Origin of the sequence: Vreelandella vilamensis, from assembly GCF_031451755.1 — a bacterium.
GTDB classification, from domain to species: Bacteria; Pseudomonadota; Gammaproteobacteria; order Pseudomonadales; family Halomonadaceae; genus Vreelandella; species Vreelandella vilamensis.
Genome location: NZ_JARWAN010000004.1, coordinates 96,405 through 122,263, shown reverse-complemented (window position 1 = coordinate 122,263; position 25,859 = coordinate 96,405). Strand labels below are relative to the sequence as shown.

The following is a 25,859-nucleotide window of genomic DNA, read 5'->3' as shown; positions in this document are numbered from 1 at the left end:
GAAAATTTCTGCTTTAGCCTCTTGTTTAGAAAAGATGTGTCTAATAAATGAGGTTTCATTATGAAGACGATGGACAAGAAGGTTGGCAGATAAGCGGGTCGCTGCTCTAGAATGGTGGGCTATCTTTATCTAGGAATTGCCACATGCCCTCGTTTGATATTGTGTCCGAGTTCGATCAACACGAAGCCACCAATGCGGTTGACCAGGCTAACCGCGAAGTCCAGTCGCGTTTTGACTTCAAAGGCGTTGATGCCAGCTTTCGTCTTGAAGGCGACAGTGTCCACCTTGAAGCCGAGGTCGATTTCCAGCTGAAGCAGATGCTCGATGTCCTTCGCAACCGATTGATTGCACGCGGGATTGATGCTCGTTGTATGGATATCAATGAGCCAGAGCTTTCCGGTGTTAAAGCACGACAAACGGTGACGCTTAAGCAAGGGTTAGATGCCGCGGAAGCAAAAGATATCGTTAAGCGCATCAAAGCCAGTAAAGCCAAGGTGCAAGCGCAAATACAAGGCGAAAAAGTCCGGGTAACAGGAAAAAAACGCGACGATCTGCAAGGCATCATGGCGCTACTAAGAAGCGAAGAAGGGCCAGATCTGCCGCTACAGTTTGATAATTTTCGCGATTAACGCGTCACTTGGACGATAAATTCGCCGCTTGCCAACGCTGAGCCTTCACATAACGCTTATATCTAATAGTTGTCGATAACAAGGAGTCATGCATCATGTCCGCCCCCCAGCCGGTTTACCTTAGCGACTATCAGCCGCCCGCCTATCGTGTTATCCATACCGAGCTGACGTTTGATCTTGACCCCGCCCAAACGCGTGTCAAAGCGCGCTTATCCTTTGAGCGTCATCCGGACGTCGAGGCCACCACGCCGCTTTTCCTTAATGGCGAACAGTTGACGCTCACGTCACTTGCGATTGAGGGGCAACCACTGGATGAAAGCGCCTATCGCGTTGATGAGTACGGCCTCACCATCGAACGTGTTCCTGCGTCGTTTACTTTGGAAAGCGAAGTCTCTATTGCTCCCGAGGCCAACACGGCACTGGAGGGGTTGTATCAATCCAAGGGTATGTACTGTACTCAGTGTGAGGCAGAAGGCTTTCGTCGTATTACCTACTACCCTGACCGCCCGGATGTCATGGCAACATTTCGTGTGACGGTGATTGGCGATAAAAGCCGCGAACCGGTGCTGTTGGCCAATGGTAACCTTATAGAAAAGGGCGAACTGGAAGGCAACCGCCATTTTGTCACTTGGGAAGACCCGCACCCCAAGCCCTGCTACCTTTTTGCGTTGGTTGCCGGTGATTTAAAGAAAATCGAAGACCACTTCACCACCATGAATGGCCGTAAGGTCACACTACAGTTGTGGGTAGAAGCGGAAAACGTGTCCAAGACCGAGCACGCCATGGCGTCGTTGAAAAGAGCGATGACATGGGATGAAGAAACGTATGGTCGCGAGTACGATCTTGACCTTTTCATGATCGTTGCCGTCAACGACTTCAATATGGGCGCCATGGAAAATAAAGGGCTCAATATTTTCAACTCGGCGGCAGTGCTAACCCACCCAGATACCGCCACCGATGCAGCTTTCCAGCAGGTAGAAGGCATCGTGGCGCATGAATATTTTCACAACTGGTCGGGTAACCGTGTCACCTGCCGCGACTGGTTCCAACTCTCGCTGAAAGAAGGGTTTACGGTCTTTCGCGATCAGTGTTTTAGCGCGGACACCAATTCAGCGCCGGTCAAGCGTATCCAGGACGTGTCATTTTTTCGCACCGCGCAGTTTGCCGAAGACGCCGGCCCCACCGCGCATCCAGTACGGCCAGACCATTACATCGAGATTACCAACTTTTATACGCTCACGGTTTACGAAAAAGGTGCCGAGATCGTACGCATGCTGTGCAACTTGGTCGGTTGGGACGCCTTTCGTCGCGGCAGTGACCTTTATTTCTCGCGCTTTGATGGTCAAGCGGTGACGATTGAAGACTTTGTGACCTGTATGGAAGAGGTCTCCGGTGTGGACCTTGGCCAGTTTATGCGTTGGTATGAACAGGCTGGTACGCCGGAGATCGATGCTCATGGTGAGTACGATTACGCGCATGCGGAATATCACTTAACCTTGCGTCAGCGTACGCCTGCGACGCCTGGCCAAACGGATAAAGAACCGCTTCATATTCCCGTGCGCATGGGGCTTGTGGGGACTAAATCGGGGCAGGACTTAACGCTTACACTTGACGGCGAAAAGCAGGGTAAAGATACCGTCGTGCATCTTCGCGGAGACGAACAGACCTTTGTGTTTACTGAAGTGGCGGAGGCCCCAGTGCCGTCGCTGCTGCGCCATTTCTCCGCGCCGGTGAAAATGCATTTCCCGTACTCGCGCGAAGACCTCGCTTTTTTATTGACTCACGATAGCGACGGGTTCAACCGCTGGGATGCTGGCCAGCGCTTGGCGATGCTGGCACTGGATGATTTAATTGCCGCCCACCGTAATGGGGTGGAAAAAGTAATGGATAGCCGCGTGACGGATGCCTATCGCGCACTGCTAGCAAGCCCAACCGATGATAAGGCGGTGCTTGCGGAGATGTTGGCGCTGCCCACCGAAGCCTATATTGCTGAGCAGCAACCGCTGGTGGATATTGATGCCATTCATGCTGCTCGGGAATTTGTGCGTCAATCGCTTGCGATGGCGCTGCGCGATGAGTTCATCGCCGTTTATGAGGCAAATCAATCAAACGAGCGCTACGCGCCAACGCCCGAGCAAATCGGTCAGCGCAGCCTCAAGAACGTTGCATTGTCATACCTCATGTCGATTGAAGACGAGCAAGCGATTGTGTTTTGCCAAACCCAGTTTGAGGCAGAACACAATATGACCGACGTGCGCCATGCCTTGACCTTGTTGGTCCATAGTGATCGTGATGAGATGGCTTCGCCAGCGTTAAAAGCATTCGGTGAGAAGTGGGCGCACGATCCGCTGGTGATGGATCAGTGGTTTACTATTCAGGTCACACGTCCCCAAGAGGACGCACTGGAGCGGGTGAAACACTTGATGCAGCATCCTGCTTTCTCGCTCAAAAACCCTAACAAGGTACGTGCATTGATCGGGGCATTTGCCCAAAATCGCATTAACTTTCATCGTCTGGATGGGGCCGGTTACGCGCTACTGGCGGATGTGGTGATTGAGCTTAACCGCTTAAACCCGGAAATTGCAGCTCGCTTGATCACACCGCTGACTCGCTGGCAGCGCTTTGATGAAACACGCCAGGCGTTGATGCACAAACAGTTGGAGCGGATTAAAGCGCAGCCACTATCGTCAAATGTTTATGAAGTGGTGGAAAAGGCGCTCGCGTAGGATGCTAGCGACGCGCCAGTAATATGGATCTCGACCTCTGTTCAGGAAGCTCAAGGTGAATGATGTAGCACCACGTTATTGTCTTGTCGTGAATGGCAAATCATCGAACAACCCCGCGTTAAGAGATGCCGTGACAAAGCAGCGTCAAGCTGGCATGGCGCTAACGGTACTTGTCACCTGGGAGGCGGGTGACGCCGCCGATTTCGCCGAACGTGCTGCAATTGATGGTTTCACCCATGTTATCGCCGGTGGCGGTGATGGAACAGTCAATGAGGTGGTAAACGGGATGATGCGCCGGCCTAAGGCTAAGCGGCCAGTGCTGGGTATCGTGCCGCTGGGGAGCGCTAACGATTTTGCTACCTCTATTGGGGTGCCAGTGGCGCCAAACGCTGCATTAAAAGCGGTGTGCAAGTGGAAAGGACAGTGCGTCGATGTGGTCCGCATAAGCACTGCAGGGGCAAATGCCCAATACGATGAGCAGTACTATATCAATATGACCACGGGGGGATTTGGGGCTGAAATTACCAGCTCAACCCCCAAAAGGTTAAAGCGCCTGTTTGGTGGTGGGGCGTATTCAGTCATGGGGGCGTTAAAAGCCTGGCGTCACTCAAGCTACCACGGCACCTTGGATTGGGGAGAAGGCGAACAACAGGCGTCGCTATTGTTATTGGCGTTAGGCAATGCGCGACAGGCGGGTGGAGGACAGGTACTAGCCCCTAAAGCAAAGCTCAATGATGGCTACATTGATGTATTGTTGGTGAAAGATTTTTCCTCTATCCGAGCGCTTTCACAATTATTGGAAGAGCTGCGTCAATTCCCAAGGGAAGGGCAATTTGTGCGTTATTTTACCGCCACTCAAGTGCGTGTGACGACACGCTCAGGGGACCCCGCTTGGCCATTAACGCTTGATGGGGAATCACGTTGCTTAAATGCGTTTACCGCCGAAGTAGAGCCCCTGGCTATCACCGTGGCCATGCCCGCGGATTCTCCGCTACTGGTTTCACCAAATCCAGAGGCAAAGGGTGGGCATGAAACAATGCAGGTTAATACCGTGACGCGAAACATCGCGTGACCTAATGCGGAAGAGGAGACAAGAGTAATGGCAAACCGATTTTGGGTCCCCACGCTCATGGCAGCGGCACTGCTGCTAAGTGCGTGTGGAGAGAGTGAAGAAGCGGCAAATTCAGTCCCGGAAGATGACGCAACCGTCAGTGAGACAGCAGAGCAAGACAGCGCCGCGGCGTCGAATAACGAAGAGGCTGAAGAGTCCTCCGAGCAGTCGCCGACGCCCGTTGAGCAGAACACGCAAACTGAGCAGTCGTCACAAGCGGAACAAGACGACGAGGTTAGCGAGGAAGCGGAAGCAGCGACTGCTGAAGATGTCCAGGCCGATGAAGATACGCTATCCGCTGATCCTTCAGATGCACTAGAGGGAGAAGGAAGTCTCCCAGGGGAGGTTACATCGTCAGAAATTGATGATGTTATCGCCGAGACTGAACGCCGTTTTGAAGAAGCGCAGCAGCGCTTAGATGAGCAGTTTGAAGAAGTCCAAAACCAAACGGAAGAACTGACACCTGAAGGATTAGATGATTTGCCCGAGGCTGTCTCTGAGGACTGGGAGACGGATATGGATTTGCCGGATAGCAGTCTTCCAACCTCTAATCAGCAAGAAGGGGAATTGGGCGAAGATGACGTTCAAGCCTTGATCGAAGAAACCGAGCGTCGCTTTGAAGAAGCTCAACAAGAGCTAGATCAACAGTTTCAAGAGCTAGAAGCGCAAGAGACAATGGACGAAAACGAAGCTGGCGCTACGATTGAAAGCAATGAAGAATTCAATGCGAGTGAGTCGCCGTAGTGGCCTGTTTGATGGTTTAAATGAAATTATTAAGGCCACGTTAATAGAAACGAAAACAGGCCCGCATTTTGCGGGCCTGTTTCTTTCCTCTGACCATTTGTCAGAAGCTCAATAGCCGCGTTTATTCGGGGCGGATATTGGAGGCCTGAAGGCCTTTTTTACCTTGCGTGACCTCGAAGGACACTTTTTGACCATCTTGCAAAGACTTAAAGCCTTCAGCCTGAATTTCGGAAAAGTGGGCAAACAAATCATCACCGCCGTCATCTGGAGAGATGAAGCCATAACCTTTTGTATCGTTGAACCACTTAACTGTGCCAGTTGCCATTATCGATTTCCTTACTTGCTTGATAGTAATGCGAGCAATGCGTTTTGCCTGCCCGCTAATTTCAATGTAGTAGCAAAAAAAACAGACGTCCAGCGCTGAGCAATGAATTTTGTATTAGGGGGAGGCTGCTTCCGCTACGCGAAAACGGTATGTTGGCAACAGCAAATATATCTTCCAACCGTTAAGCAGGCAGGATTGCAATATGACCGAGTGGGGTTTTATCGATAGCCAGTTTTGGCCGTTTCTGATCGCAATTACGCTGCTTTCGCTAAGCCCAGGTGTGGATACGTTGCTGGTAATTCGCAATACGGCGCGCGGTGGGGTGGGAGATGGTATTACAACAAGCGTCGCCATCTGTTGCGGGCTGTTTGTTCATGCCACGATTTCAGCGCTGGGCATCTCGCTCATTTTGCTGCAATCCGCTTGGGCATTTCATGTATTAAAAATGCTAGGGGCGGCATATTTGATTTGGTTAGGTATCAAAAGCTTAATGGCGGTTAGAAGTGGGCAAGGGTTGCCGGTCGAGGGCATGCTTCAGTCCTCCTCAAAGGTGCCCCGGTGGCAGCCCATTAAAGAGGGGTTGCTGTCCAATGTACTCAACCCAAAAACGGTTGTGTTTTATATGGCGTTTTTGCCCCAGTTTATTGCCCCGAGCGACCCGGCACTGCTTAAGTCGTTGTGGCTTGCCAGTATTCATTTTGTGATTGCCAACGTGTGGCAAATCAGCGTGGCGGTGATGGTAGGCGGGGCGAGTAAATGGCTTGCCAGTACTCGGTTTTCCCAGTGGCTTAACGGTCTAACAGGCGGTGTTTTGGTGCTATTTGGTATTAAGCTGGCGTTAGAGCAGCGCCCAACTTAGGCGCCGCGGTGAAAACGCCTATTTTTTGGCTAGCAGTGAGTCGTCGTAACGCACATGTTGCTCATCTGGATTAAGTAAAGAAATTTTCGTGGTGTCGCCGCCTTGCGCTAGCGCGGCAAAAATTACCCGATACGTTAAAACAGCTTGAACATAATCGCGGGTTTCGCGATAGGGAATACGTTCGATAAAGAGGTCGAAATCTTCAACCCCCTGTTCTTCTAGCCAACGATCCACACGGCCTGGCCCCGCATTGTAGGCAGCAGTAGCCGCTAAACGGTTGCCACTGTAGCGCTGAAGTTTGTCACGCAAGTAAGTGCTGCCTAGGCGAATATTGAGTTCAGGGTCTAACACGCCATACAGGCCAGGGTCGGAGAGCCCGATTTCTCGGCTGACTTGCGCCGCAGTGCCAGGCATCAGCTGCATCAATCCTCGTGCGCCAGCTGGGGAAAGCGCTTGGGGGTTATACGCGCTCTCGCGGCGCGCAATCGCCATCAATAAGTAAGGGTCGACGCCACTTAAACGACCCCAATGTAAGAATTGAGCCGCATAAGCTTGGGGGAACCGCCACTCAAGAGCATCCCAGAGGCCCCCAGCAATCGTCGTTTGCACGAGCAGCGCGTGCCACTGCTGATGGTCTGCGTAGTCTGCGATGGCAAGAGCCTGCTCACGCGTGGCGTTGCGTACGGCATGTAGCCACTCGCTATAGGCTAAGCCCTTTTCACCAATACGCATCAGCGTCTCAGCGCGCTTGATGGCAGGCAGTGCTGCCACGGTTTCGCGCGACGCGCTATCAAAACGGTACTGCGATGAATTCAAGCTAAATGGCTGATTGATGCGCTCGGCGGCGGCAAAACCGTAAAAGCTGCGGTCGCTCGCGGCGTTTTGATAATGCGTTTGTGCCGCATCATGATCATTAAGCTGCTCATTGGCGCGGGCAAGCCAGTACTGCCAACGACTGGAAGCTTGCTGCTCGCTCGGCATGGCGTCAATCCAGTGCAGTGCGTCAGCCCATTGGCGCTGCCCCAGCGCACGGCGGACCCGCAGTTCAAGAACGCGCTCGCTTTCAAGCAAGGCAAGCTTTTGGTCGACCCACGCCAGTGAATCGGGCGTTTCTCTTACCAAGGCATAAAATGCAAGCTCTTCTTCTATGGCGTGCTGGGTCTTGTGAGATAACGTAAGTGAAGGGGCAATCTCGCGCCACGCCGCCAAGGCGGAAGCGGTGTCGTCACGAGTGAAACGCCACATGGCCGCACGGTAAAAGCTAGGCGTGGCGGCGCAGCGGGGGCCAAGGCAGGCTGGCGCTTCGCTCAGCGCCGCAGCGTTATTCATATGACTTACGGTCTCGTTAGCTGTCTGCCAGTTACCATCTAACAAGCTGCCAAGATATGCCATTAAGCGTGTTTCACCCGCTTGCCAGGCAAGCATCTTGCGCTCCCAAATAGCGGTGGCGTCGATATCGCCGCTAGCACGTAGCCGGTTGAAAAGCGCGTCGCAGGCGCTTGGCTGCGAATGGTCAACTTGCCATAGCGCCTGACCTCCTTCACGAGCGAGAGCACGATCGGTTTCCAAAAACGCGGTGTAGTAATAACACTGGCGTTCACTGCCGTTAGGTTCAGCGTCGGCTACTGCGCGCACGTCAGACCACTGCTTAGCCTCTCCGTACTGTGTGATTGCTTGGCCGCGTAGCCACTCGCTTAAGGGGGAGTCGCGGTGAGTGTCGATATACGTCTTGACGCGCTCAGGGGGCACTGCGGGAAGCTCCCCACGTAGACGGTGATAATGGATGTAGCCGCTTAAGATATGACGGTCTACTGCCTCCAGGTTAATAAGCTCCCAGCGTTGATCGCGGGCGTTGGCGAGTGCCTTGCGCATATCGTCATCAGAGAATGTGACAGCGCTGACAGGAGTGCTTAAAACCACGATGCTTAGCGCTGCGAATGCCCGAAGCACGCACCGATCAAGCTTGAACAGAGAAACTAAACGTGTGCCGCGCATTAAAGTGACCTCAGTATGGCGAGTGAATAATCGGAATGAACGAAAATATTCGCAGCGTTTCTCATCGGTAAATGACAGAGTAAAGAGAGACTATGAACCCATTATCAAGCTGGTGGCTAGTGCGTCGATTAAAATCTCGCGGCCGGGTGTTGAAACGTGTCATCCGCGCGTTGAAGTGGTTCATGCCCATGATGCGCGACGTGATTCGTGGGGACTTTCGCCCTGTCCCTTGGCGCGCGTTTGGGCTGATGGCATTGGCACTAGCCTACCTGATTATGCCGTTTGATCTCATCCCGGATTTTCTGGTTCTGGTGGGGCTCCTTGATGACGTCATGATTGTCGGCTGGTTACTTAATGGCGTTGATAGGCAGCTGGAAACGTACCGTTTGTGGAAACAGAATAAAGACAAGCAAAACACACCGCCCTCTGACGCTTGAAAAGCGCTGACTTAACCCCATATTGGCTTTCACTTAACCCACTTAGCAGCGTGTGATGTTCAGTCTTCACACGTCACAAGTAAAACTCTATTTAACACTCCATTTGATCGTTGAGGGCTAAAAGAATGACCACCGCGACCCACGAAGAAACGCTTGGTTTTCAAACGGAAGTGAAGCAGCTTCTGAATTTGATGATCAACTCGCTGTACTCCAACCGCGAAATCTTTCTGCGCGAGCTGATCTCTAACGGCGCGGATGCCTGCGACAAGCTACGTTACGCTGCACTCGATAATGACGCACTGTATGAAGGCGATAGCGATCTGCGTATTGAGATTGAGCACAACACTGACGCGGGCACGGTGACGGTACGCGACAACGGTATCGGCATGGATCGTGACGATGTGATCGCCAACCTAGGGACGATTGCGCGCAGTGGCACGGCAGAGTTTCTTAATCAGCTCTCCGGCGAGCAGCAAAAAGACGCCAAGCTGATCGGCCAGTTCGGCGTGGGCTTTTATTCTGGCTTTATCGTTGCCGACGAAGTAACCGTACGCACCCGCAAGGCCGGTACCGCGGCCGATGCTGGCGTGGAGTGGCACTCTAAAGGCGAAGGTGAGTTTACCGTTGCTGATATTGAGCGTGATAAGCACGGCACTGAAATCATTCTCCACCTAAAAGAAGATGCCAAAGAGTTTGCAGACGATTTTCGTCTGCAGAACCTTGTGCGCAAGTACTCTGATCATATCGAAGTGCCTGTGCGCATGCCCAAGACCGAAACCGCCAAGGATGATGAGGGCAACGAGATCGAGGGTAGTGAAGTCACGACCTGGGAGACCGTCAACGAAGCGACAGCGCTTTGGGTGCGCCCTAAAAGCGAGATTTCCGACGATGAGTACAAGGCGTTCTATAAGCACGTCGCCCACGATTTCTCCGACCCGCTGACGTGGAGCCACAACAAGGTAGAAGGCAAACTGGAGTACACAAGCCTTCTTTATGTGCCCAGCCGTGCGCCGTTTGACCTTTATGAGCGCGACGGGTCGCGTGGGGTAAAACTCTACGTTCAGCGCGTTTTCATCATGGATGACGCGGAACAGTTCTTGCCGCTTTATCTGCGCTTTATTAAGGGCGTGCTGGATACGCGTGATCTGTCACTCAACGTCTCGCGCGAGATTCTGCAGCAGGATCCGAAAGTCGACAAAATTAAATCCGCGCTTACCAAGCGCGCGCTGGATATGCTCAAAAAGCTCGCCAAGAATAACGAGCAGTACCAGACGTTCTGGAACAACTTTGGCAGCGTGTTGAAAGAAGGCCCGGGCGAAGATTTTGCTAACCGCGAGAAAGTCGCCGGACTATTGCGCTTCTCGACGACCCACACCGACAGCACGACCCAAGACCAGTCGCTGGCTGACTATGTCGAACGCATGAAAGAAGGCCAGCAGAAGATTTACTATATCGTTGCCGAAAGCTTCAATGCGGCGAAAAATAGCCCGCACCTGGAGATTTTCCGCAAGAAAGGCATTGAAGTGCTGCTGCTCAATGATCGCGTCGACGAGTGGTTGATGAGCCACCTCACCGAGTTTGATGGCAAGGCACTGGCCGATGTTGCCAAGGGTGAGCTTGACCTGGGCGATGTGGAAGACGAAGAGGAAAAGAAAGCGCAGGAAGAGACCGCTAAAGCGAAAGAAGACCTTGTTAAGCGTGTGAAAGAGGCACTCGGTGATGGCGTGCAAGACGTGAAAGTGACGCATCGCTTGACCGACTCGCCCGCTTGCGTGGTGCTACCTGAACATGAGATGGGCTTTCAGATGCGCCGTATCATGGAGGCCGCCGGTCAGCCGCTGCCCGAAGTGAAGCCGATTTTAGAGCTTAACCCTGAGCACGCGCTGGTATCGCGCCTAGAAAGCGCGGACGGCGACTCCTTTAGCGCACTCGCCCATATCTTGCTGGATCAGGCGATTATTGCCGAAGGCGGTCACTTAGATGACCCCGCAGCATACGTTAAGCGCCTCAACAGTGTCTTGACGGCATAATCACGCCGGCTTTTCGATACGGCCCGTCAGGTTACCCTGGCGGGCCGTTTGTTTTGGTACAGTAGTAGTTAACGACAATAGCAACATACTCATCTATAGCTTGGGTCAGGGCATTTTTATGGCAGAACAACAGATAAAAGTGGCGGTGCTGGGTGGCGGCAGCTTTGGAACGGCACTGGCGAGTATCGCCGCAGATAACGGCGCAAAAGTGCGTCAGTGGATGCGTGATGCGGCACTGGTAGAACAGATTAACCGTGAGCACCGTAATGGTCGCTACCTGCCGAACTACGCCATTAACCCGGCGGTGCAGGCGTCCACAGAGATGGCTGAGGTGCTGCAAGAGGCGGAGTTGGTGCTCATTGCCATCCCCTCCAAAGCATTTCGCAGCGTGGTTCAGGCAGCCAAGCCATGGCTCACTTCGGAGCAGATACTGGTGAGTACCACCAAAGGCATTGAGCAGGAAAGCTTTATGCTGATGAGCGACGTGCTAGCACAAGAAACCGGCTTTACACACATTGGTGTGATTGCCGGCCCCAACCTGGCTTCGGAAATCGCCGATAAGCAACTGACCGCCACGGTGGTGGCGAGCGCCGATGCGCTCACCCGTACCCGCGTGCAGCAAGCGCTGGGGTGTCGCTATTTTCGTGTGTATGCCAGCGACGACCGCCACGGCGTCGAACTTGGCGGGGCATTGAAAAATATTTATGCCATTGCGGCGGGCATGGCCGCCGCCTTAGGCATGGGCGAAAACACCCGCAGCATGCTCATGACCCGGGCGCTGGCGGAAATGAGCCGCTTCGCCGTTGCCCATGGTGCCAACCCGATGACGTTTCTTGGCCTGGCAGGGGTGGGTGATTTAATCGTCACCTGTTCGTCGAATCTTTCCCGTAACTACCGTGTCGGCTTCGCCATGGGCGAAGGGCGCACGCTGGAAGAAGCGGTCGATGCCCTAGGTCAAGTAGCGGAAGGCGTCAACACGGTGAAGCTGGTGTGCGCCAAGGCTGCGGATATTGGCGTTTATATGCCGCTGGCCGAAGGGCTTTACCACGTGCTCTTTGACGGTGTGCCGGCAAAAGACATGGCGCGCATGTTGATGATGGGAGAGCAAAGCAGCGACGTCGAGTTTGTATTGCCTCGCGAAGCCGTACAGCAAGCTCATCGTGAAACAGGAGGCTGGCATGACCAGTAGTCTGTTCATCATGAGACACGGCGAGGCGGCGCCAGGCTCACCGGACAGCGCGCGGCGCCTAACCTCACAAGGCGAGCAGGAAGCCATTACCATGGCGAGCTGGCTTGCCAGCCGCCAAAGCCGCGGCCAGCTAGGGAGATTGCAGGTGGTTGCGAGCCCCTTTACGCGCGCTCAGCAAACCGCCAGCACAATGGCCAAAGCGCTTGGTGCTAAGGTGGAAACCTACCCTGGCATTACCCCAGAGGATTCGCCCCAGGCCGTGTGCGATTGGTTGGTTGCGCACGAAGGTGACATCTTGCTCGTTAGCCATATGCCGCTGGTGGCGGCACTTGCTGGACTTTTAGTAGAGGGGCGAGAAGATCGCGGCATTGGCTTTCCCACCGCCGCTATCGCGGAGCTTGAAGCCGACGTCTGGGCTGGCGGTTGTGCGCGGCTAACCCGCTTTACCGAACCCCAGCAGGTGGTGGGGTGAGAGTTAAACGGATGGGGAAGGCTAATGCAAAACCCCCGCTCGCGAAACGCGGCGGGGGGGGGTTAGGTAACGCGCAAGCGCATTAGAGCTTAGCGTCGAGTTTCTCTTTCAGTAACTTATTGACCTGCTGGGGGTTAGCGGTGCCGCGGGAGGCTTTCATCACTTGGCCGACAAAGTAGCCGATCATCTTGCCGCGTTTTTCGGGCTCGGCGTCGCAGTATTGCGCGACCTGCGCGGGGCTATCGGCAATAACCTCATCGATCATCGCTTCAATCGCACCGGTGTCGGTCATCTGTTTCAAGCCTTTGGCCTCGATTACCTCATCGGCGTTTTTGCCTTGATTATTCCATAACGCCTGAAAGACTTCCTTGGCGGCCTTGCCGTTGATGGTGTCGTCAATGACGCGACTAATGAGCTCGCCAAGCTGGCGGGCATTGATCGGACTCTGTTCGATGCTAAGATTTTCGCGGTTTAGCGCACCAGAAAATTCACCTTGTACCCAGTTGGCCGCCTGCTTGGCATCGCCGCAGACATCTTTAACTTCTTCAAAAAACTCGGCCATTGAGCGGCTAGCGGATAGCACGTTGGCATCGTACGCGGAAAGCCCAAGTTCGGACTGGAAGCGCTCGCGCTTATCGGCGGGCAACTCCGGCAGTGCTTCACGCAGATGGTCGACGTAGGCTTGATCGAGCACTACGGGCAACAGATCCGGGCAGGGGAAATAGCGGTAGTCGTTGGCTTCCTCTTTGGTGCGCATGCTGCGGGTTTCATCGCGCTCAGGGTCGAAGAGTCGTGTTTCTTGGACGACCGTGCCGCCGTCTTCGATCAGCTCGATCTGGCGCTCCACTTCAAAAGCGATCGCGCGCTCGACAAAGCGGAAAGAGTTGACGTTTTTGATCTCAGCGCGAGTACCGAACGTTGCCTGGCCCACTGGGCGCACCGAAACATTGACGTCACAGCGCATGGAGCCTTCAGCCATATTGCCGTCAGAAATGCCCAGGTACGTCACAATCGAGTGGATCGCTTTAAGATAAGCTGCCGCTTCTTTTGCTGAGCGCATATCCGGCTCGGAGACGATCTCCAAAAGCGGTGTGCCAGCGCGGTTTAAATCGATGCCGGTCATGCCGTGATAATCTTCGTGCAGCGATTTACCCGCATCCTCTTCTAAATGCGCGTGGTGAATGCGCACGTGCTTGACGGTATCGTCATCCAAGGTGATCTCTACTTCGCCTGGCCCGACAATCGGATGATACATCTGGCTGGTCTGATAGCCTTTGGGCAGGTCGGGATAGAAGTAGTTTTTACGGTCGAATACCGAGACCTCAGGGATGTCGGCATGCACCGCTAGGCCAAACTGTACGGCCATGGCTACCGCTTGCTCGTTCAAAACGGGCAGTACACCGGGCATACCAAGGTCAACGGCGCAGGCTTGGCTGTTAGGCTCGGCGCCAAAGGCGGTAGAGGCGCCGGAGAAAATTTTCGATTTAGTGGCAAGCTGAACGTGGACTTCCAGCCCGATCACGGTTTCCCATTGCATTAAGCGGTCTCCTCAGCGAAAGCGGGGCGTTTGTGGTGCCAATCGGTGGCTTTCTGGAACTGGTGCGCCACGTTTAAAAGCTGCGCCTCGGCGAAGTGGGTGCCGAGAATCTGAAGGCCTACCGGACGGTCGCCGACAAAGCCAGCGGGGACACTCATCCCTGGGATGCCCGCCAGGTTCACCGCGATGGTGTAGATGTCCTGCAGGTACATCGAAACCGGGTCCTTCTTGGCGCCGAGATCAAAGGCGGGTGTCGGCGAGGCGGGGCCCATGAGCACGTCCACGTCTTCAAAGGCGTTAAGGAAGTCCTGGCGGATTAAGCGGCGCACCTGCTGCGCTTTCTTGTAATAGGCATCGAAAAAGCCCTCGGAAAGCGTATGGGTGCCGATTAAAATCCGGCGTTTGACCTCGTCGCCAAAGCCTTCGTCACGCGAGCGCTTGTACAGATCGATTAAGTCTTCCGGGTTTTTACAGCGGTGGCCAAAGCGGACTCCGTCATAGCGCGAAAGATTCGAGGAAGCCTCGGCGGGGGCAATGACGTAGTAGGCCGGAATCGCGTAGTGGGTATGCGGCAGGCTGACTTCGCGCACGCTCGCGCCGAGGGATTCGTATACCTTGACCGCTTCGCGGACCGCTTTTTCTACGTCAGGGTCAAGACCATCGCCAAAATACTCAACAGGCAGACCAATTTTGAGGCCAGAAAGCGGTGCGTTTAGCGATTCGGCATAATCGGGGACCACACGCGCCACACTGGTGGAGTCGCGCGTATCATGTCCGGCAATCACGTTGAGTAGGTGGGCACAATCCTCGGCGGTGCGCGCCATGGGGCCAGCCTGATCAAGGCTAGAGGCATAAGCGATAATGCCGTAGCGCGAAACACGCCCATACGTCGGCTTTAGCCCCGTAATGCCACAAAAAGAGGCCGGTTGGCGAATCGAACCGCCGGTGTCGGTACCGAATGCGGCAGGCGTTAAGCCCGCCGCGACGGCAGCGGCACTGCCCCCTGAGCTACCACCAGGCACTGCACTGAGATCCCACGGATTTTTCACCGGTCCATAGTGGCTATTTTCGTTGGAAGAGCCCATCGCGAACTCGTCCATATTGGTTTTACCCAACGTAACACCGCCGGCGTCGTTGAGCTTTTCCACCACGGTAGCGTTATAAGGGGCGATGAAGTTATCCAGCATTTTCGAGCCGCAGCTGGTCTTTACCCCTTGGGTACAGAAAATATCTTTCAGCGCTAGAGGAACTCCATTGAGTAGACTGGTTTTCCCGTTGGCACGTGCTTTATCGGCCGCATCGGCTTGGGACAACGCTTGCTCAGTAGTCACGCTGATAAAGCTATTGAGCGTTGCGTCGGTCTTTTCAATGCGCTGAAGATAATGCGTCGTTAACTCTCGGCTAGAGAGCTCACCATTTTGTAGCGCGGCGGCGAGTTGCGTTAGCGTTTTGTCATGCATGACCCGGAAGCTCCGTTCGGGTGATGTTTGAAACGTCAAAAGACGAGATGTGGGCAAATTTGCTCAGCGATTTTTTACTCGACAACGCGAGGCACTAAGTAGAGGCCGTCTTCAACCGCCGGGGCGCAGCGTTGGAACTTGTCGCGCTGATTGGTTTCAGTGACTTCATCGGCGCGTAAACGCTGAGTGGCGTCAAGCGGGTGCGCAAGCGGCGCAACACCGTCGGTATCGACACGCTGAAGCTGATCGACCATGTCCAAAATTTGGCTTAAGTCATCGACAAAGCGGCTGGCTTGGTCATCGCTAATGGCGAGCCGGGCTAAATGGGCGGCTCTACGCACATGGGTCTCTTCAAGCGCCATGATCGAAAATCCTCTAAAATGAAAAGTGCGCGGGCATTAACCTGCGCGGTGAACGTAAATAGTCTCAAAAGGTACCATATCTTGGCTTGTGCGGGCAGTGTTAAGCGCGACTCGTGCTTGCTGCCAAGGGGTTGCGGTGATACCGTTTGCACCCGCACAGGGTTCCCGGTCTGCACTAGGTAACAACATCCATGTTCAAACGTTTGAGGGGGCTGTTTTCCAGCGATCTGTCGATCGATCTGGGTACGGCCAACACGCTAATTTATGTCCGCGGTCGCGGTATCGTTCTCGACGAGCCATCGGTAGTGGCTATTCGACAGTCAGGCAATATGCGTAGTGTTGCCTCTGTTGGGGCCGATGCTAAGCGAATGCTTGGCCGCACGCCTGGAAACATCACCGCGATTCGCCCGATGAAAGATGGTGTCATTGCCGACTTCACCGTCACCGAGCAGATGCTTCAGCACTTTATTCGTAAAGTGCACCAAAGTACCTTCTTGACCCCGAGCCCGCGCGTACTGGTCTGCGTTCCTTGCATGTCAACGCAAGTGGAACGCCGCGCGATTCGGGAGTCGGCGGAAGGCGCTGGGGCGCGCGAGGTCTTCTTGATTGAAGAACCGATGGCGGCTGCCATTGGCGCTGGCTTGCCAGTGGAAGAAGCACAGGGGTCGATGGTGGTCGATATCGGTGGAGGTACCACCGAAATTGCGATTATTTCGCTTAATGGGGTGGTCTACTCCGAATCCATTCGCGTGGGAGGGGATCGCTTTGATGAGGCGATTATTGCTTACGTTCGCCGCCATTATGGCAGCTTAATCGGTGAGGCCACTGCCGAGCGCATCAAAGAAGAGATTGGTTGCGCTTATCCCGGTGGCGAGCTGCGCGAGATTGATGTGCGCGGGCGTAATCTAGCCGAGGGCATTCCCCGCAGCTTTACGCTCAATTCCCACGAGATTCTGGACGCGCTTCAAGACACATTGGGCTCTATTGTGGCAGCAACTAAAAGTGCGCTGGAGCAGTCACCGCCTGAGTTGGCGTCAGACATCGCTGAGCGCGGCTTAGTGCTAACCGGCGGCGGGGCCTTGCTGCGCGATCTAGATAAACTGGTCTCGGAAGAGACAGGTTTGCCCGTGATTGTGGCAGAAGATCCGCTGACGTGCGTGGCGCGTGGCGGCGGCAAAGCGCTGGAAATGATTGATCAGCACACTTTTGAGTTGCTGTCGAGCGACTAACGTCAGCGGTTAATTTGCGGGGTATTGCCTATTAAGCCGCTGTTTTCGCACGGTCCATTGCCCGGGTATCGCCTGTTTTTCTGTGCGGTGGCGGCGAGCATGTTGATGTTTGCCGACCAGCGCTTTACCCGTATGGAAGAAGTGCGTGCGAATCTCTCGATGGTGGTGGCACCTATTCAGTGGATGGTAAGTTGGCCCAGCGACTTACTGAGTTGGGGGACAGTCGCGCTTTCCGATCAGCAGGCCTTGGTTGATGAGAATCAGCGGTTGCGTGAGCAAATTCTCATGCTTTCGCATCGTGGTCAGCGTATCTCGAGTTTAAGGGCGGAAAACGCTGAACTGCGTGAGCTGCTCAATGCCGCTGCCCAACGCGATGTGCCGTTTATTACCGCAGAGCTACTTTCGCTTGATAACGACCCCTTTAGTCACCAGATGGTGGTCGATCGTGGGCATCGCAACGGTGCTTATGTGGGCCAGCCGGTGATTGATGCCTTTGGTCTTGTCGGGCAAATTATCGCGGTTTCGGCTTATTCAAGTCGTGTGCTTTTGGTCGCGGATGCAAGCCATTCCTTACCCGTGCAAGTTAACCGCAACGGCTTACGTTTTATCGCGCAAGGCGCGGGAAATTACCAAGCCCTCAACGTATTACATGTACCCGATACCGCAAATATTCGTGCGGGAGACTTGTTGATGACCTCAGGGCTCGCTGGGCGTTTTCCGCAAGGCTATCCAGTGGCGCAAGTGACAGAAGTGGTGCATGACCCGGGCGAACCTTTTGCCCAGGTGAATGCAGAACCGCTGGCGCGGTTACAGCGCTCACGGCACTTTCTGTTACTTTTTCCTCCACCTCGTGAAGACGTCGATGAGAGCGTGTGGGACGAAAGCTTTGGCCTTTCTTCTAGCGCCTTGCGCAGCGCTAAGAAGCTAACAGCGAGTCTTCGCGCGCCTTCATCGTTAACGCAAGTAACGGAGGCTCCCTGATGGCCCGCGCACCTTACGTGCCGCTATTGGTGGTATGGCTGACGCTTTTGCTTGCGTTGTGCCTACAGGCAATGCCTTTAGCAGAAGGTTGGCAAGTCTACCGCCCTGACTGGTTGGGGTTAATGCTGATCTATTGGTGTATGCGTGTACCTGACCGCGTTGGGGTTCTACACGGTTTTGTGCTTGGCTTGCTCCTTGACCTGCTTGAGGGTGTTCCGCTGGGGCAAAATGCGTTAACGCTGTCTTTGTTGGCGTTTTTATGCGCCTTAGTGTATCCGCGTTTTCGCGCTTATTCGCTGGTGCAACAGGCCGTTCTTGTGTTGGTGCTGCTGGGAATTGTGCAGCTATTGGAACAATGGGTACGCACATTTTTAGGAGATTTTTCCATTCATTTGGCATTCTTAATCCCCTCGTTGATCAGCGCGCTGCTATGGCCGTGGCTTGCCACGATGTTTCATGCGCTGGAAAAACGCTTAGTAGGTACATAATGCCTGCACCCATCACCGAGACCGTATTTCGTGTGCAACCATCGAACAAGCGTCCGTGAAAGCATCTAATAAAGACAGTGCGCTATGAAAAAAGCATTACCACAGCTGTGCTTGGCATCCGCCTCGCCACGTCGAAGAGACCTGCTGGCCTCTATTGGGGTAAGCGTAGAGGTTATCCCCTGCGATATTGACGAAACGCCTGATACGGAAGAGCTAGCACAAGACTATGTTGTGCGCCTGGCACGTGAGAAAGCGCTTGCGGCCTCGCCCTTAACATCGTTGCCAACGCTAGGCTCCGATACTGCCGTGGTATTAGACGGAGAAATTTTGGGCAAGCCGACTGACCAGCACCATGCAGCCTGCATGCTCAAGGCGTTATCCGGGCGGACGCATCAAGTGCTTACAGGGGTAGCCGTGAGTGGGGCGAATGGTGTTTTGACCCGCTGTGTTGAAACTCACGTTACCTTGCGCGCACTAAGTGATGTGGAAATTACGGCTTATTGGCACACCGGTGAGCCGTTGGATAAAGCCGGAGGTTATGCGATTCAAGGGCTTGCAGCGGTATTTGTGGCCTCCCTTCAAGGAAGTTACTCCGCCGTCGTTGGGTTGCCCTTGTATGAAACGGCAGCATTGTTGCGCCAGCAAGGTCTTGCGCTGTGGAACGGAAGACTCACGTAAAGCATCCTCGTACAAATCGATAAGGAAATGGGCATGAGTGGTGAGGTTCTCATCAATTTAACACCGATGGAAACCCGCGTAGCGCTGGTCGAAAACGGTGTGCTACAGGAAGCGTTGATTGAGCGTTCACGACGCCGTGGTATCGTAGGCAATATCTACAAAGGCAAAGTGGTGCGCGTCTTGCCTGGTATGCAGGCTGCCTTTGTCGATATTGGCTTGGAACGTGCTGCGTTTATTCATGCTCATGAAGTCATGCCTTCCGGCACGCCAGCGGAAGACCATCAGACCATTGGTCGACTGCTCAACGAAGGGCAGGCGTTGGTAGTCCAAGTGACGAAAGATCCCATCGGCAGCAAGGGGGCACGGTTGACCACGCATTTATCCGTACCCTCTCGCTATCTCGTGTATATGCCGGACTCGCCGCATCACGGCGTTTCCCAGCGTATCGAAGATGAAGGCGAGCGTGATCGGCTGCGAGCCCTTTTAGAGCAAGGCGTGACACAGCAGACACTCGATATCACGGGCGGCTTTATTGTACGCACGGCGGCCGAAGGCGTACGCGACGAAGAGCTTGCCAGCGACATGTATTTCCTGTTGCGTTTATGGCGCAAAGTCAGCGAACGTAAATTAACCGCGACACCGCCAACCGTCATTTATGATGACCTACCGCTATTTATGCGAACGTTGCGCGATGTGATGCGCGACGATATTGAAAAGGTGCGTATCGACTCGCGGGAAAACTTCGTCAAACTTGTCGAGTTTGCTGAGGAGTTTATGCCCAACGCCGTTGAGCGGATCGAGTACTATCCGGGTGAGCGGCCGATTTTTGACCTCTACAGCGTAGAGGATGAGATTCAAAAAGCGCTTGGGCGCAAAGTGCAGCTGAAATCCGGTGGTTACTTGGTGATAGACCCCACCGAAGCAATGACCACGATTGACGTCAATACCGGCGGTTATGTAGGGCATCGCAACCTAGAAGAGACAATATTTAAAACCAACCTGGAAGCGGCCACGGCGATTGCGCGCCAACTGCGACTGCGTAATCTGGGCGGTATTATCATTATCGATTTTATCGATATGGAAGATGTGGAACATCAGCGCCAAGTGCTGCGGGTACTGGAAAAAGCGCTGGAGCGCGATCATGCTAAAACCAAGTGTACCGGCGTCACGGAGCTTGGTTTGGTGCAATTAACCCGTAAACGTACGCGTGAAAGTTTGGAGCAAACGCTGTGTGAAGCATGCCCTACCTGTTCTGGCCGCGGTACGTTGAAAACGCCGGAAACCGTGTGCTATGAGATTTTTCGCGAAATTCTGCGGGAAGAGCGCGCTTACAGTGCTGAGACATACATGGTGCTTGCGTCTCAGCCGGTAGTGGATCGGTTGCTTGATGAAGAGTCGGCGGCCGTGGCCGATTTGGAGACCTTTATTAACAAAACCATTCGCTTTCAAGTCGAACAGCACTATTCACAAGAGCAGTATGACATCGTACTGATGTGACCCCATGACCCTCTCGATGCTGCGTAAATGGTTGCTGTTAATGCTGGCGCTCTGCTTAGGTACGCTGGCCGTCATACTGCTGCTTTTGCGCCTGCTGATGAGTCAAGCTGACTACCTGACGCCGCGTGTTGAAGCACTGCTAGAAGCTCGGATAGGCGCACCGGTCAATATTGATGGGCTTTCTGTGTCTCTGGCCCGTAACGATCCCCAGTTGCGCCTTACGGGTGTCACGGCCACCACGGAAGAAGGCGAGCCGCTTTTTGCCCTTGAACGGCTGAATCTGCAGCTGGATAGCTGGGCCTCTTTTTCAACCCGTACGCCCGTCTTTAACCATGCTTACGTGCAAGGGTTTGCCGTGCACCTTTATCAAGGCAGCGGCATGCAGTGGCAGTGGCCTGAACCGGCGACGCTACCGATTGCCGCTGAGCCAACGGTTGACCTGGATACGCTGGATACCTGGGTGGGGCTTTTGCTGCGTCAGCGCTTACAGGTGCAAGAAACCCGCATTGTTTTGCATGGTCGCGAGGAGAGTGTCACCCTCACGGCGCCTTCGCTTGTGCTTACCGGTGATGAGCGACGTACGCAATTGGAAGGAGAAGTGACCATTGCCACTGGCGCTGCGGAAGAGGCGCCGGATGCGCTGCCCGCAGCGTATATGCGCGCGGAAGTGCAGCCGGGCAACCAAGGAATGCGGAATTTCTCTGCTGCGTTGCAACTCGATATGCAACTGGATCATCTGGCGACACTGATGGAAATCATACAGCCGGAGGAAGCACCGCAATTTGCCGAGATTGATGGCGATGTGAGCTTGTGGGGGCGTTGGAGCGAGGGCATGCTGCAGGAGGTCCGCCTCGACGCGGATATTCCTGAACTAACGCTACGCCAATCATATCAGCTAGCGCTGCTGCGCAATATCAGCGCGCAAGGAATCTGGCAGCGTCGCGGCGATGGTGGACAAGCGTGGCTTAGCGGGGATGCCGAAAACGTCGAGTGGTCGCGCCCGGAGCAAGTGGGGGATCGACCCGCGCTGCCACGCCATTGGTACCTCTCTCATCAGCCGGGGAAGTGGGAACTGCGAACCAGTGGGTTTGAGCTAGCATCATTAGCTGCCTGGCATCGCTATATCACGCTACCCGAATCGCTCACTCGTGTGTTAAGAACCCTAAACCCACGCGGTAACGTCACAGGCTTTAGCTTAGGGCAAAGGGCGGGCGAGTGGCGAGTGGATGCCGCCATACGTGATCTTAAAGCCTCACCTTGGGGGAGAGCCCCAGGGGGCGGGCCGTTTGACGCTTGGGTTCAAGCGCGTGACCAGCGCGGGCGCGTACTTTTTTCCAGTGCAGGAGAGAGTTCGCTCAATTTCCCCGAGCTGTTTGACGAACCGTTGTCGCTAGATCACGCCCAGGGGGAAGTACAGTGGGTGTACGACGGCCCGACCGCGTTGGTCAGCGGTAAGCAACTTGAAATCGAGTGGAACGGCGCTTCGCTCACAGGTGGCTTTGGCTTGGTTAATGCTGAAGGGCGCGGGCGCTTTGGGTTAGATTTGGCGTTTAGCGATGTCGATGCGCTAAACCGCCCGTTGACATCGTGGTTACCGATGGCGCTAATGGCGCCTGATCTAACCGAATGGCTGAGCCGCGACATTCACGGCTATGTGGATCATGGCAGCCTGACGGTGGGTGTGCCCTATGGTTCACAAATAGAAGATACCTCCACGACCACTGAACTGGATCTTGCCATTGAACAAGGTGCCATCCCCATTGCACCCGGCTGGCCCATGCTAACGGATGTCATGGGGCAATTGCACTGGAACTCAAGCGAGGGCCTTAACGCTACGGTAGAGCATGCCCAGAGTGAGGGGGTGGTGGCAAAAAATGCCCAAATTACCTTGCGCGACGAGGCGCTCCATGTTGATGGTGATTTAGAAGCGACGGGCGCGTCGGTGTTGCGTTTTTTGCAAGCCGCACCGCTGATTTCCCCGACCGTGTTAGAGCAAATCGAGGCGAGTGGCACTATTGATGCCGCGCTGGCACTATCTTTGCCGCTGAAAAATCCTGAAGCGCTCAGCGTGGATATCGAGGCAACCCCTGAGCTTTCTTTGCTGCGCTATAAACCTTTAGCGTTGTCGCTTAATGATGTCACCGGGGATCTTAGGTGGCGCCAGCAAGGGGCGCAGAGTGACTTGCTGGGTAGCGCCACGGGGCGGCTTTGGGGAAATCGTCTCAGTGCAACATTCCAGCCGAATAAAAACATCGCCTTTGAGGGTGAGGTGGCTGCTGGCGAATTATTGGCGTTTGCCGGGGCTAACCCCAGCGCATTACCGTTCTCCGGGCAGGCGACTTGGCAGGGCCAGCTTGATTGGGGAGGTATGCCGCATTTACAGCTCGAAAGTGATTGGCACGGCGTGAGCATTGATTTGCCCCCTCCGTTACGTAAAACGGCGGATGAGCGCTGGCCATGGTCGCTCAGTGCGAACCTTTCCCGCGCGCGAATTGAGAGTTATCTGGGGGATTTCGCCCATCTGCGTGCTCAGGTGCTAGACGGAAGTATGGCGGGTGCACTGCATCTTGGCGATGCGGCCAACGCTGCGCCGCGATGGCCGGAGCAGACAGGATGGCGCATTGACGTCCTAACCGACGCGCTCAACGGGCAGCTGCGCTACGATGCTGGCGAGCGAGGCCCTGTCGATATCACGGTCAGCCAGCTCAACTTGGATAAGGTGCTAGCACTTGTTAACCAACCCAGGCGAATTTCGTCAACATCGGTGACTGATGAGCCGAGCGCTTGGTTACAAGAAGTGCAGACCCAAGTGCCGGCGCCGGCTTCGCTGCCCGGCTGGCTGGCTGAGCTACCTGTTGGGCGGCTGCGTATCGCGGATATTACCCTCGGCCCCGAGCGCTTTGGCCCGTTAACGGCCTATTGGCAAAGCGATGAAAACGGCCTTTCTCTTTCACCGGTCGGGCTCACCCTTGGGCAGATTTCCGCGCGTGGGGAGTTGTTTTGGACCGGCACCTCAATGACGAGTGACACCCGGGCTGATATCACCCTACAAGGAGCTGATATTGGCACAGCGTTTGAGCGGTTGAATCAACCCGTGGCCTTACGCAGTAAGCGCACCGATGTCACCGCAAACCTCACCTGGCCGGGTGCGCCGTGGCAATTTTCTCTTAGCCGCGCCGGCGGCGATATTACCCTTGATCTCCGCGATGGCCGTTTTGTGACTCTCAATTCGACACCGGCACGCCTCGTCGGGCTTTTGAATTTTGACAATATCCTGCGTCGGCTGCGTCTGGATTTTTCGGATGTCACCGGCGAGGGAACCGCCTTCGACTACGTGCAGGGGCAAGCTGATGTGGCCGGAGGTGAGCTCTTGCTTCGCGGACCCTTGGAGATAGAGGCGCCGGCGGCTTCCATTCGCCTGAGCGGTAGCGTGGATTTGGTCCAGCGTGAACTTGATCAACGTCTTGACGTCTCACTGCCCATCAGCCAAAGCTTACCTTTTGCCGCTATTGCGGCAGGCGCGCCGGTGGTTGGCGGTGCGCTTTTTATTGCACACTCGCTGTTCGGTGATACGCTAAGCCGAGCGACAACGATTCACTATCGCGTGACCGGCCCTTGGGCCGCACCGATTGTTACTTTAGAAGGCTCTCGATGACACAACACACCTCTAATCTTGATCAGGCGGTGGCAACGCTTTTGACCCCTGGCGGATTGGATCTCAACGGATTAGAAACTGGCCTTAGCCATGCGATGGGTGCGGGCATTGATTACGCTGACCTTTATTTTCAACGCTCCTGGCAAGAGGGCTGGGTGCTGGAAGATGGCCAAGTCAAAGAAGCCAGCTACAACATTGACGGCGGCGTTGGCGTGCGCGCACTGGCCGGTGAGAAAACCGGATTTGCCTACTCCAACCAGATCACCGCTGACGCTCTAATGGACACGGGTAAAACGGCGGCCAGTATTGTGCGCAGCGGCAAAAAACTGCCTGGGCAAGCGGTAACGCCGGTGAGTGCGACAGCGTGTTATGCCGGCGTTGACCCGATTGCAGGGCTTACGGCCGACGAAAAAGTCGCCATGCTGAAAGAGGCGGATCGGGTCGCGCGCGCCGCTGATCCTAGCGTGAGCCAAGTGAGTGCCTCACTGTCGGGCACCTATGAAGTGGTGCTTGTTCGCGCCAGTGACGGCACGTTGGCGGCGGACATCCGCCCGCTGGTACGCTTTAACGTGAGCGTGATCGCGGTGAAAAACGGCCGTCGCGAGCGTGGCAGTGCCGGCGGTGGCGGGCGTTACTCAATGGCAAAGCTTCGTGATGCGGGGGTTGCCGAGCGGTATGCCAAAGAAGCCGTGCGTCAGGCGCTGGTGAACTTGGAAGCGGTTGATGCACCTGCCGGGCAAATGCCGGTGGTCCTAGCGTCTGGTTGGCCGGGTATTTTGCTGCATGAAGCCGTCGGCCACGGGCTTGAAGGCGATTTTAACCGCAAGGGTAGCTCCGCCTTTGCCGGCAAAATGGGTCAGCGTGTCGCCGCTAAAGGCATCACGGTGGTAGACGATGCCACCATTGCCGATAGTCGTGGCGCCTTGAGCATTGATGATGAAGGCACGCCGGGGCAGAACACGCCGTTGATTGAAGATGGCATCTTAACCGGCTACATGCAGGATAAGCTCAACGCACGCTTGATGGGCATGGCGCCGACCGGTAACGCGCGTCGTGAGTCGTTTGCCCACTTGCCCATGCCACGCATGACCAACACGGTAATGCTGGCCGGCCAAGATAACCCCGACGATATTATTAAGAGCGTGAAACGAGGAATTTACGCCGTTAGCTTCGGCGGTGGACAGGTCGACATCACCTCGGGCAAGTTTGTATTTTCCGCCAGTGAAGCCTATCTAATTGAAGATGGCCGTATTACCGCGCCGGTGAAAGGCGCCACGCTGATTGGTAATGGCCCCGATGTGATGGGGCGTGTGTCGATGGTTGGCCATGACATGGCCCTCGACCCCGGTATTGGGGTGTGCGGTAAAGAAGGGCAGGGTGTGCCGGTAGGCGTTGGTCAGCCGACATTAAAAATCGACGAGCTGACCGTTGGCGGCACGCAGTCGTAAGATTTTG

The 25,859-nt window shown here is 54.9% G+C and carries 21 protein-coding genes; 16 read left to right on the top strand and 5 right to left on the bottom strand.

Annotation, left to right across the window (positions count from 1 at the left end; genetic code table 11):
• The first annotated feature begins 143 nt into the window (after positions 1-143).
• From QC823_RS03875 to QC823_RS03860, 4 genes are all read left to right on the top strand, one after another.
• Positions 144-629, top strand: a complete 486-nt coding sequence (locus QC823_RS03875) for a YajQ family cyclic di-GMP-binding protein (protein ID WP_309655039.1) — start codon at positions 144-146, stop codon at positions 627-629.
• A 95-nt stretch (positions 630-724) separates the two neighbouring features.
• A complete protein-coding gene (pepN, locus tag QC823_RS03870; protein ID WP_309655038.1) occupies positions 725-3,355 on the top strand; it encodes an aminopeptidase N in 2,631 nt (876 codons plus the stop codon).
• Between the two features lie 55 nt (positions 3,356-3,410).
• A complete protein-coding gene (gene yegS / locus QC823_RS03865; protein ID WP_309655037.1) occupies positions 3,411-4,427 on the top strand; it encodes a lipid kinase YegS in 1,017 nt (338 codons plus the stop codon).
• Between the two features lie 27 nt (positions 4,428-4,454).
• The gene (locus QC823_RS03860; protein WP_309655036.1) at positions 4,455-5,210 is read left to right on the top strand and encodes a hypothetical protein; all 756 of its coding nucleotides are present in this window, start codon (positions 4,455-4,457) and stop codon (positions 5,208-5,210) included.
• Positions 5,211-5,331: 121 nt separating this feature from the next.
• Here the strand turns inward: QC823_RS03860 and QC823_RS03855 are convergent, their stop codons facing one another.
• A complete protein-coding gene (locus QC823_RS03855; RefSeq protein WP_075879098.1) occupies positions 5,332-5,535 on the bottom strand; it encodes a cold-shock protein in 204 nt (67 codons plus the stop codon).
• Between the two features lie 202 nt (positions 5,536-5,737).
• Here QC823_RS03855 and QC823_RS03850 point away from each other — a divergent pair, with 202 nt between their 5' ends.
• Positions 5,738-6,394 (top strand): LysE family translocator, encoded by a 657-nt coding sequence (locus tag QC823_RS03850; RefSeq protein ID WP_309655035.1) that lies wholly within the window; start codon positions 5,738-5,740, stop codon positions 6,392-6,394.
• Positions 6,395-6,412: 18 nt separating this feature from the next.
• On the opposite strand, the gene QC823_RS03845 is transcribed toward QC823_RS03850, so the two are convergent.
• The gene (locus QC823_RS03845; protein ID WP_309655034.1) at positions 6,413-8,266 is read right to left on the bottom strand and encodes a transglycosylase SLT domain-containing protein; all 1,854 of its coding nucleotides are present in this window, start codon (positions 8,264-8,266) and stop codon (positions 6,413-6,415) included.
• A 215-nt stretch (positions 8,267-8,481) separates the two neighbouring features.
• Between QC823_RS03845 and QC823_RS03840 the strand changes: the two genes are divergently transcribed.
• From QC823_RS03840 to sixA, 4 genes are all read left to right on the top strand, one after another.
• Positions 8,482-8,826, top strand: a complete 345-nt coding sequence (locus tag QC823_RS03840) for a YkvA family protein (protein WP_309655033.1) — start codon at positions 8,482-8,484, stop codon at positions 8,824-8,826.
• 125 nt (positions 8,827-8,951) lie between these two features.
• Entirely contained in the window at positions 8,952-10,856 is a 1,905-nt protein-coding gene (gene htpG, locus QC823_RS03835; RefSeq protein ID WP_309655032.1) for a molecular chaperone HtpG, read from the top strand.
• Between the two features lie 118 nt (positions 10,857-10,974).
• Positions 10,975-12,045 (top strand): NAD(P)H-dependent glycerol-3-phosphate dehydrogenase, encoded by a 1,071-nt coding sequence (locus QC823_RS03830; protein WP_309655031.1) that lies wholly within the window; start codon positions 10,975-10,977, stop codon positions 12,043-12,045.
• A complete protein-coding gene (gene sixA, locus QC823_RS03825; RefSeq protein WP_309655030.1) occupies positions 12,035-12,517 on the top strand; it encodes a phosphohistidine phosphatase SixA in 483 nt (160 codons plus the stop codon). Before QC823_RS03830 ends, sixA begins: the two co-directional genes overlap by 11 nt.
• Before the next feature lie 82 nt (positions 12,518-12,599).
• On the opposite strand, the gene gatB is transcribed toward sixA, so the two are convergent.
• From gatB to gatC, 3 genes are all read right to left on the bottom strand, one after another.
• Positions 12,600-14,054 (bottom strand): Asp-tRNA(Asn)/Glu-tRNA(Gln) amidotransferase subunit GatB, encoded by a 1,455-nt coding sequence (gene gatB / locus QC823_RS03820; RefSeq protein WP_309655029.1) that lies wholly within the window; start codon positions 14,052-14,054, stop codon positions 12,600-12,602.
• A complete protein-coding gene (gatA, locus tag QC823_RS03815) occupies positions 14,054-15,514 on the bottom strand; it encodes an Asp-tRNA(Asn)/Glu-tRNA(Gln) amidotransferase subunit GatA (protein WP_309655028.1) in 1,461 nt (486 codons plus the stop codon). The genes gatB and gatA overlap by 1 nt, the downstream gene beginning before the upstream one ends.
• 74 nt (positions 15,515-15,588) lie before the next feature.
• Positions 15,589-15,876, bottom strand: a complete 288-nt coding sequence (gene gatC / locus QC823_RS03810; protein ID WP_309655027.1) for an Asp-tRNA(Asn)/Glu-tRNA(Gln) amidotransferase subunit GatC — start codon at positions 15,874-15,876, stop codon at positions 15,589-15,591.
• A gap of 191 nt (positions 15,877-16,067) precedes the next feature.
• Between gatC and QC823_RS03805 the strand changes: the two genes are divergently transcribed.
• The 7 genes from QC823_RS03805 to tldD all read left to right on the top strand — a co-directional run bounded on the left by QC823_RS03805 (position 16,068) and on the right by tldD (position 25,852).
• Positions 16,068-17,105: a rod shape-determining protein gene (locus QC823_RS03805; RefSeq protein ID WP_309655026.1), complete on the top strand. Its 1,038-nt coding sequence runs from the start codon at positions 16,068-16,070 to the stop codon at positions 17,103-17,105.
• Between the two features lie 24 nt (positions 17,106-17,129).
• Positions 17,130-18,086, top strand: a complete 957-nt coding sequence (gene mreC, locus QC823_RS03800; RefSeq protein WP_309655025.1) for a rod shape-determining protein MreC — start codon at positions 17,130-17,132, stop codon at positions 18,084-18,086.
• On the top strand, positions 18,086-18,574 hold the full coding sequence (gene mreD, locus QC823_RS03795) for a rod shape-determining protein MreD (protein ID WP_309655024.1): 489 nt from the start codon (positions 18,086-18,088) through the stop codon (positions 18,572-18,574). The genes mreC and mreD overlap by 1 nt, the downstream gene beginning before the upstream one ends.
• A gap of 84 nt (positions 18,575-18,658) precedes the next feature.
• The gene (locus tag QC823_RS03790; RefSeq protein ID WP_309655023.1) at positions 18,659-19,252 is read left to right on the top strand and encodes a Maf family protein; all 594 of its coding nucleotides are present in this window, start codon (positions 18,659-18,661) and stop codon (positions 19,250-19,252) included.
• A gap of 33 nt (positions 19,253-19,285) precedes the next feature.
• Positions 19,286-20,749, top strand: coding sequence for a ribonuclease G (gene rng, locus QC823_RS03785; protein WP_309655022.1), 1,464 nt, complete (start codon positions 19,286-19,288; stop codon positions 20,747-20,749).
• A gap of 4 nt (positions 20,750-20,753) precedes the next feature.
• Positions 20,754-24,404, top strand: a complete 3,651-nt coding sequence (locus QC823_RS03780; protein WP_309655021.1) for a YhdP family phospholipid transporter — start codon at positions 20,754-20,756, stop codon at positions 24,402-24,404.
• Positions 24,401-25,852 (top strand): metalloprotease TldD, encoded by a 1,452-nt coding sequence (tldD, locus tag QC823_RS03775; RefSeq protein WP_309655020.1) that lies wholly within the window; start codon positions 24,401-24,403, stop codon positions 25,850-25,852. Before QC823_RS03780 ends, tldD begins: the two co-directional genes overlap by 4 nt.
• The last annotated feature ends 7 nt before the right edge of the window (positions 25,853-25,859 follow it).

Excerpts from the sequence above, each read along its gene's own strand:
- QC823_RS03875 (WP_309655039.1), top strand. The coding sequence starts at position 144 with ATGCCCTCGTTTGATATTGTGTCCGAGTTCGATCAACACGAAGCCACC.
- pepN (WP_309655038.1), top strand. The coding sequence starts at position 725 with ATGTCCGCCCCCCAGCCGGTTTACCTTAGCGACTATCAGCCGCCCGCC.
- QC823_RS03860 (WP_309655036.1), top strand. The coding sequence starts at position 4,455 with ATGGCAAACCGATTTTGGGTCCCCACGCTCATGGCAGCGGCACTGCTG.
- QC823_RS03855 (WP_075879098.1), bottom strand. The coding sequence starts at position 5,535 with ATGGCAACTGGCACAGTTAAGTGGTTCAACGATACAAAAGGTTATGGC.
- QC823_RS03850 (WP_309655035.1), top strand. The coding sequence starts at position 5,738 with ATGACCGAGTGGGGTTTTATCGATAGCCAGTTTTGGCCGTTTCTGATC.
- QC823_RS03845 (WP_309655034.1), bottom strand. The coding sequence starts at position 8,266 with ATGCGCAAGGCACTCGCCAACGCCCGCGATCAACGCTGGGAGCTTATT.
- QC823_RS03840 (WP_309655033.1), top strand. The coding sequence starts at position 8,482 with ATGAACCCATTATCAAGCTGGTGGCTAGTGCGTCGATTAAAATCTCGC.
- htpG (WP_309655032.1), top strand. The coding sequence starts at position 8,952 with ATGACCACCGCGACCCACGAAGAAACGCTTGGTTTTCAAACGGAAGTG.
- QC823_RS03830 (WP_309655031.1), top strand. The coding sequence starts at position 10,975 with ATGGCAGAACAACAGATAAAAGTGGCGGTGCTGGGTGGCGGCAGCTTT.
- sixA (WP_309655030.1), top strand. The coding sequence starts at position 12,035 with ATGACCAGTAGTCTGTTCATCATGAGACACGGCGAGGCGGCGCCAGGC.
- gatB (WP_309655029.1), bottom strand. The coding sequence starts at position 14,054 with ATGCAATGGGAAACCGTGATCGGGCTGGAAGTCCACGTTCAGCTTGCC.
- gatA (WP_309655028.1), bottom strand. The coding sequence starts at position 15,514 with ATGCATGACAAAACGCTAACGCAACTCGCCGCCGCGCTACAAAATGGT.
- gatC (WP_309655027.1), bottom strand. The coding sequence starts at position 15,876 with ATGGCGCTTGAAGAGACCCATGTGCGTAGAGCCGCCCATTTAGCCCGG.
- QC823_RS03805 (WP_309655026.1), top strand. The coding sequence starts at position 16,068 with ATGTTCAAACGTTTGAGGGGGCTGTTTTCCAGCGATCTGTCGATCGAT.
- mreD (WP_309655024.1), top strand. The coding sequence starts at position 18,086 with ATGGCCCGCGCACCTTACGTGCCGCTATTGGTGGTATGGCTGACGCTT.
- QC823_RS03790 (WP_309655023.1), top strand. The coding sequence starts at position 18,659 with ATGAAAAAAGCATTACCACAGCTGTGCTTGGCATCCGCCTCGCCACGT.
- rng (WP_309655022.1), top strand. The coding sequence starts at position 19,286 with ATGAGTGGTGAGGTTCTCATCAATTTAACACCGATGGAAACCCGCGTA.
- QC823_RS03780 (WP_309655021.1), top strand. The coding sequence starts at position 20,754 with ATGACCCTCTCGATGCTGCGTAAATGGTTGCTGTTAATGCTGGCGCTC.
- tldD (WP_309655020.1), top strand. The coding sequence starts at position 24,401 with ATGACACAACACACCTCTAATCTTGATCAGGCGGTGGCAACGCTTTTG.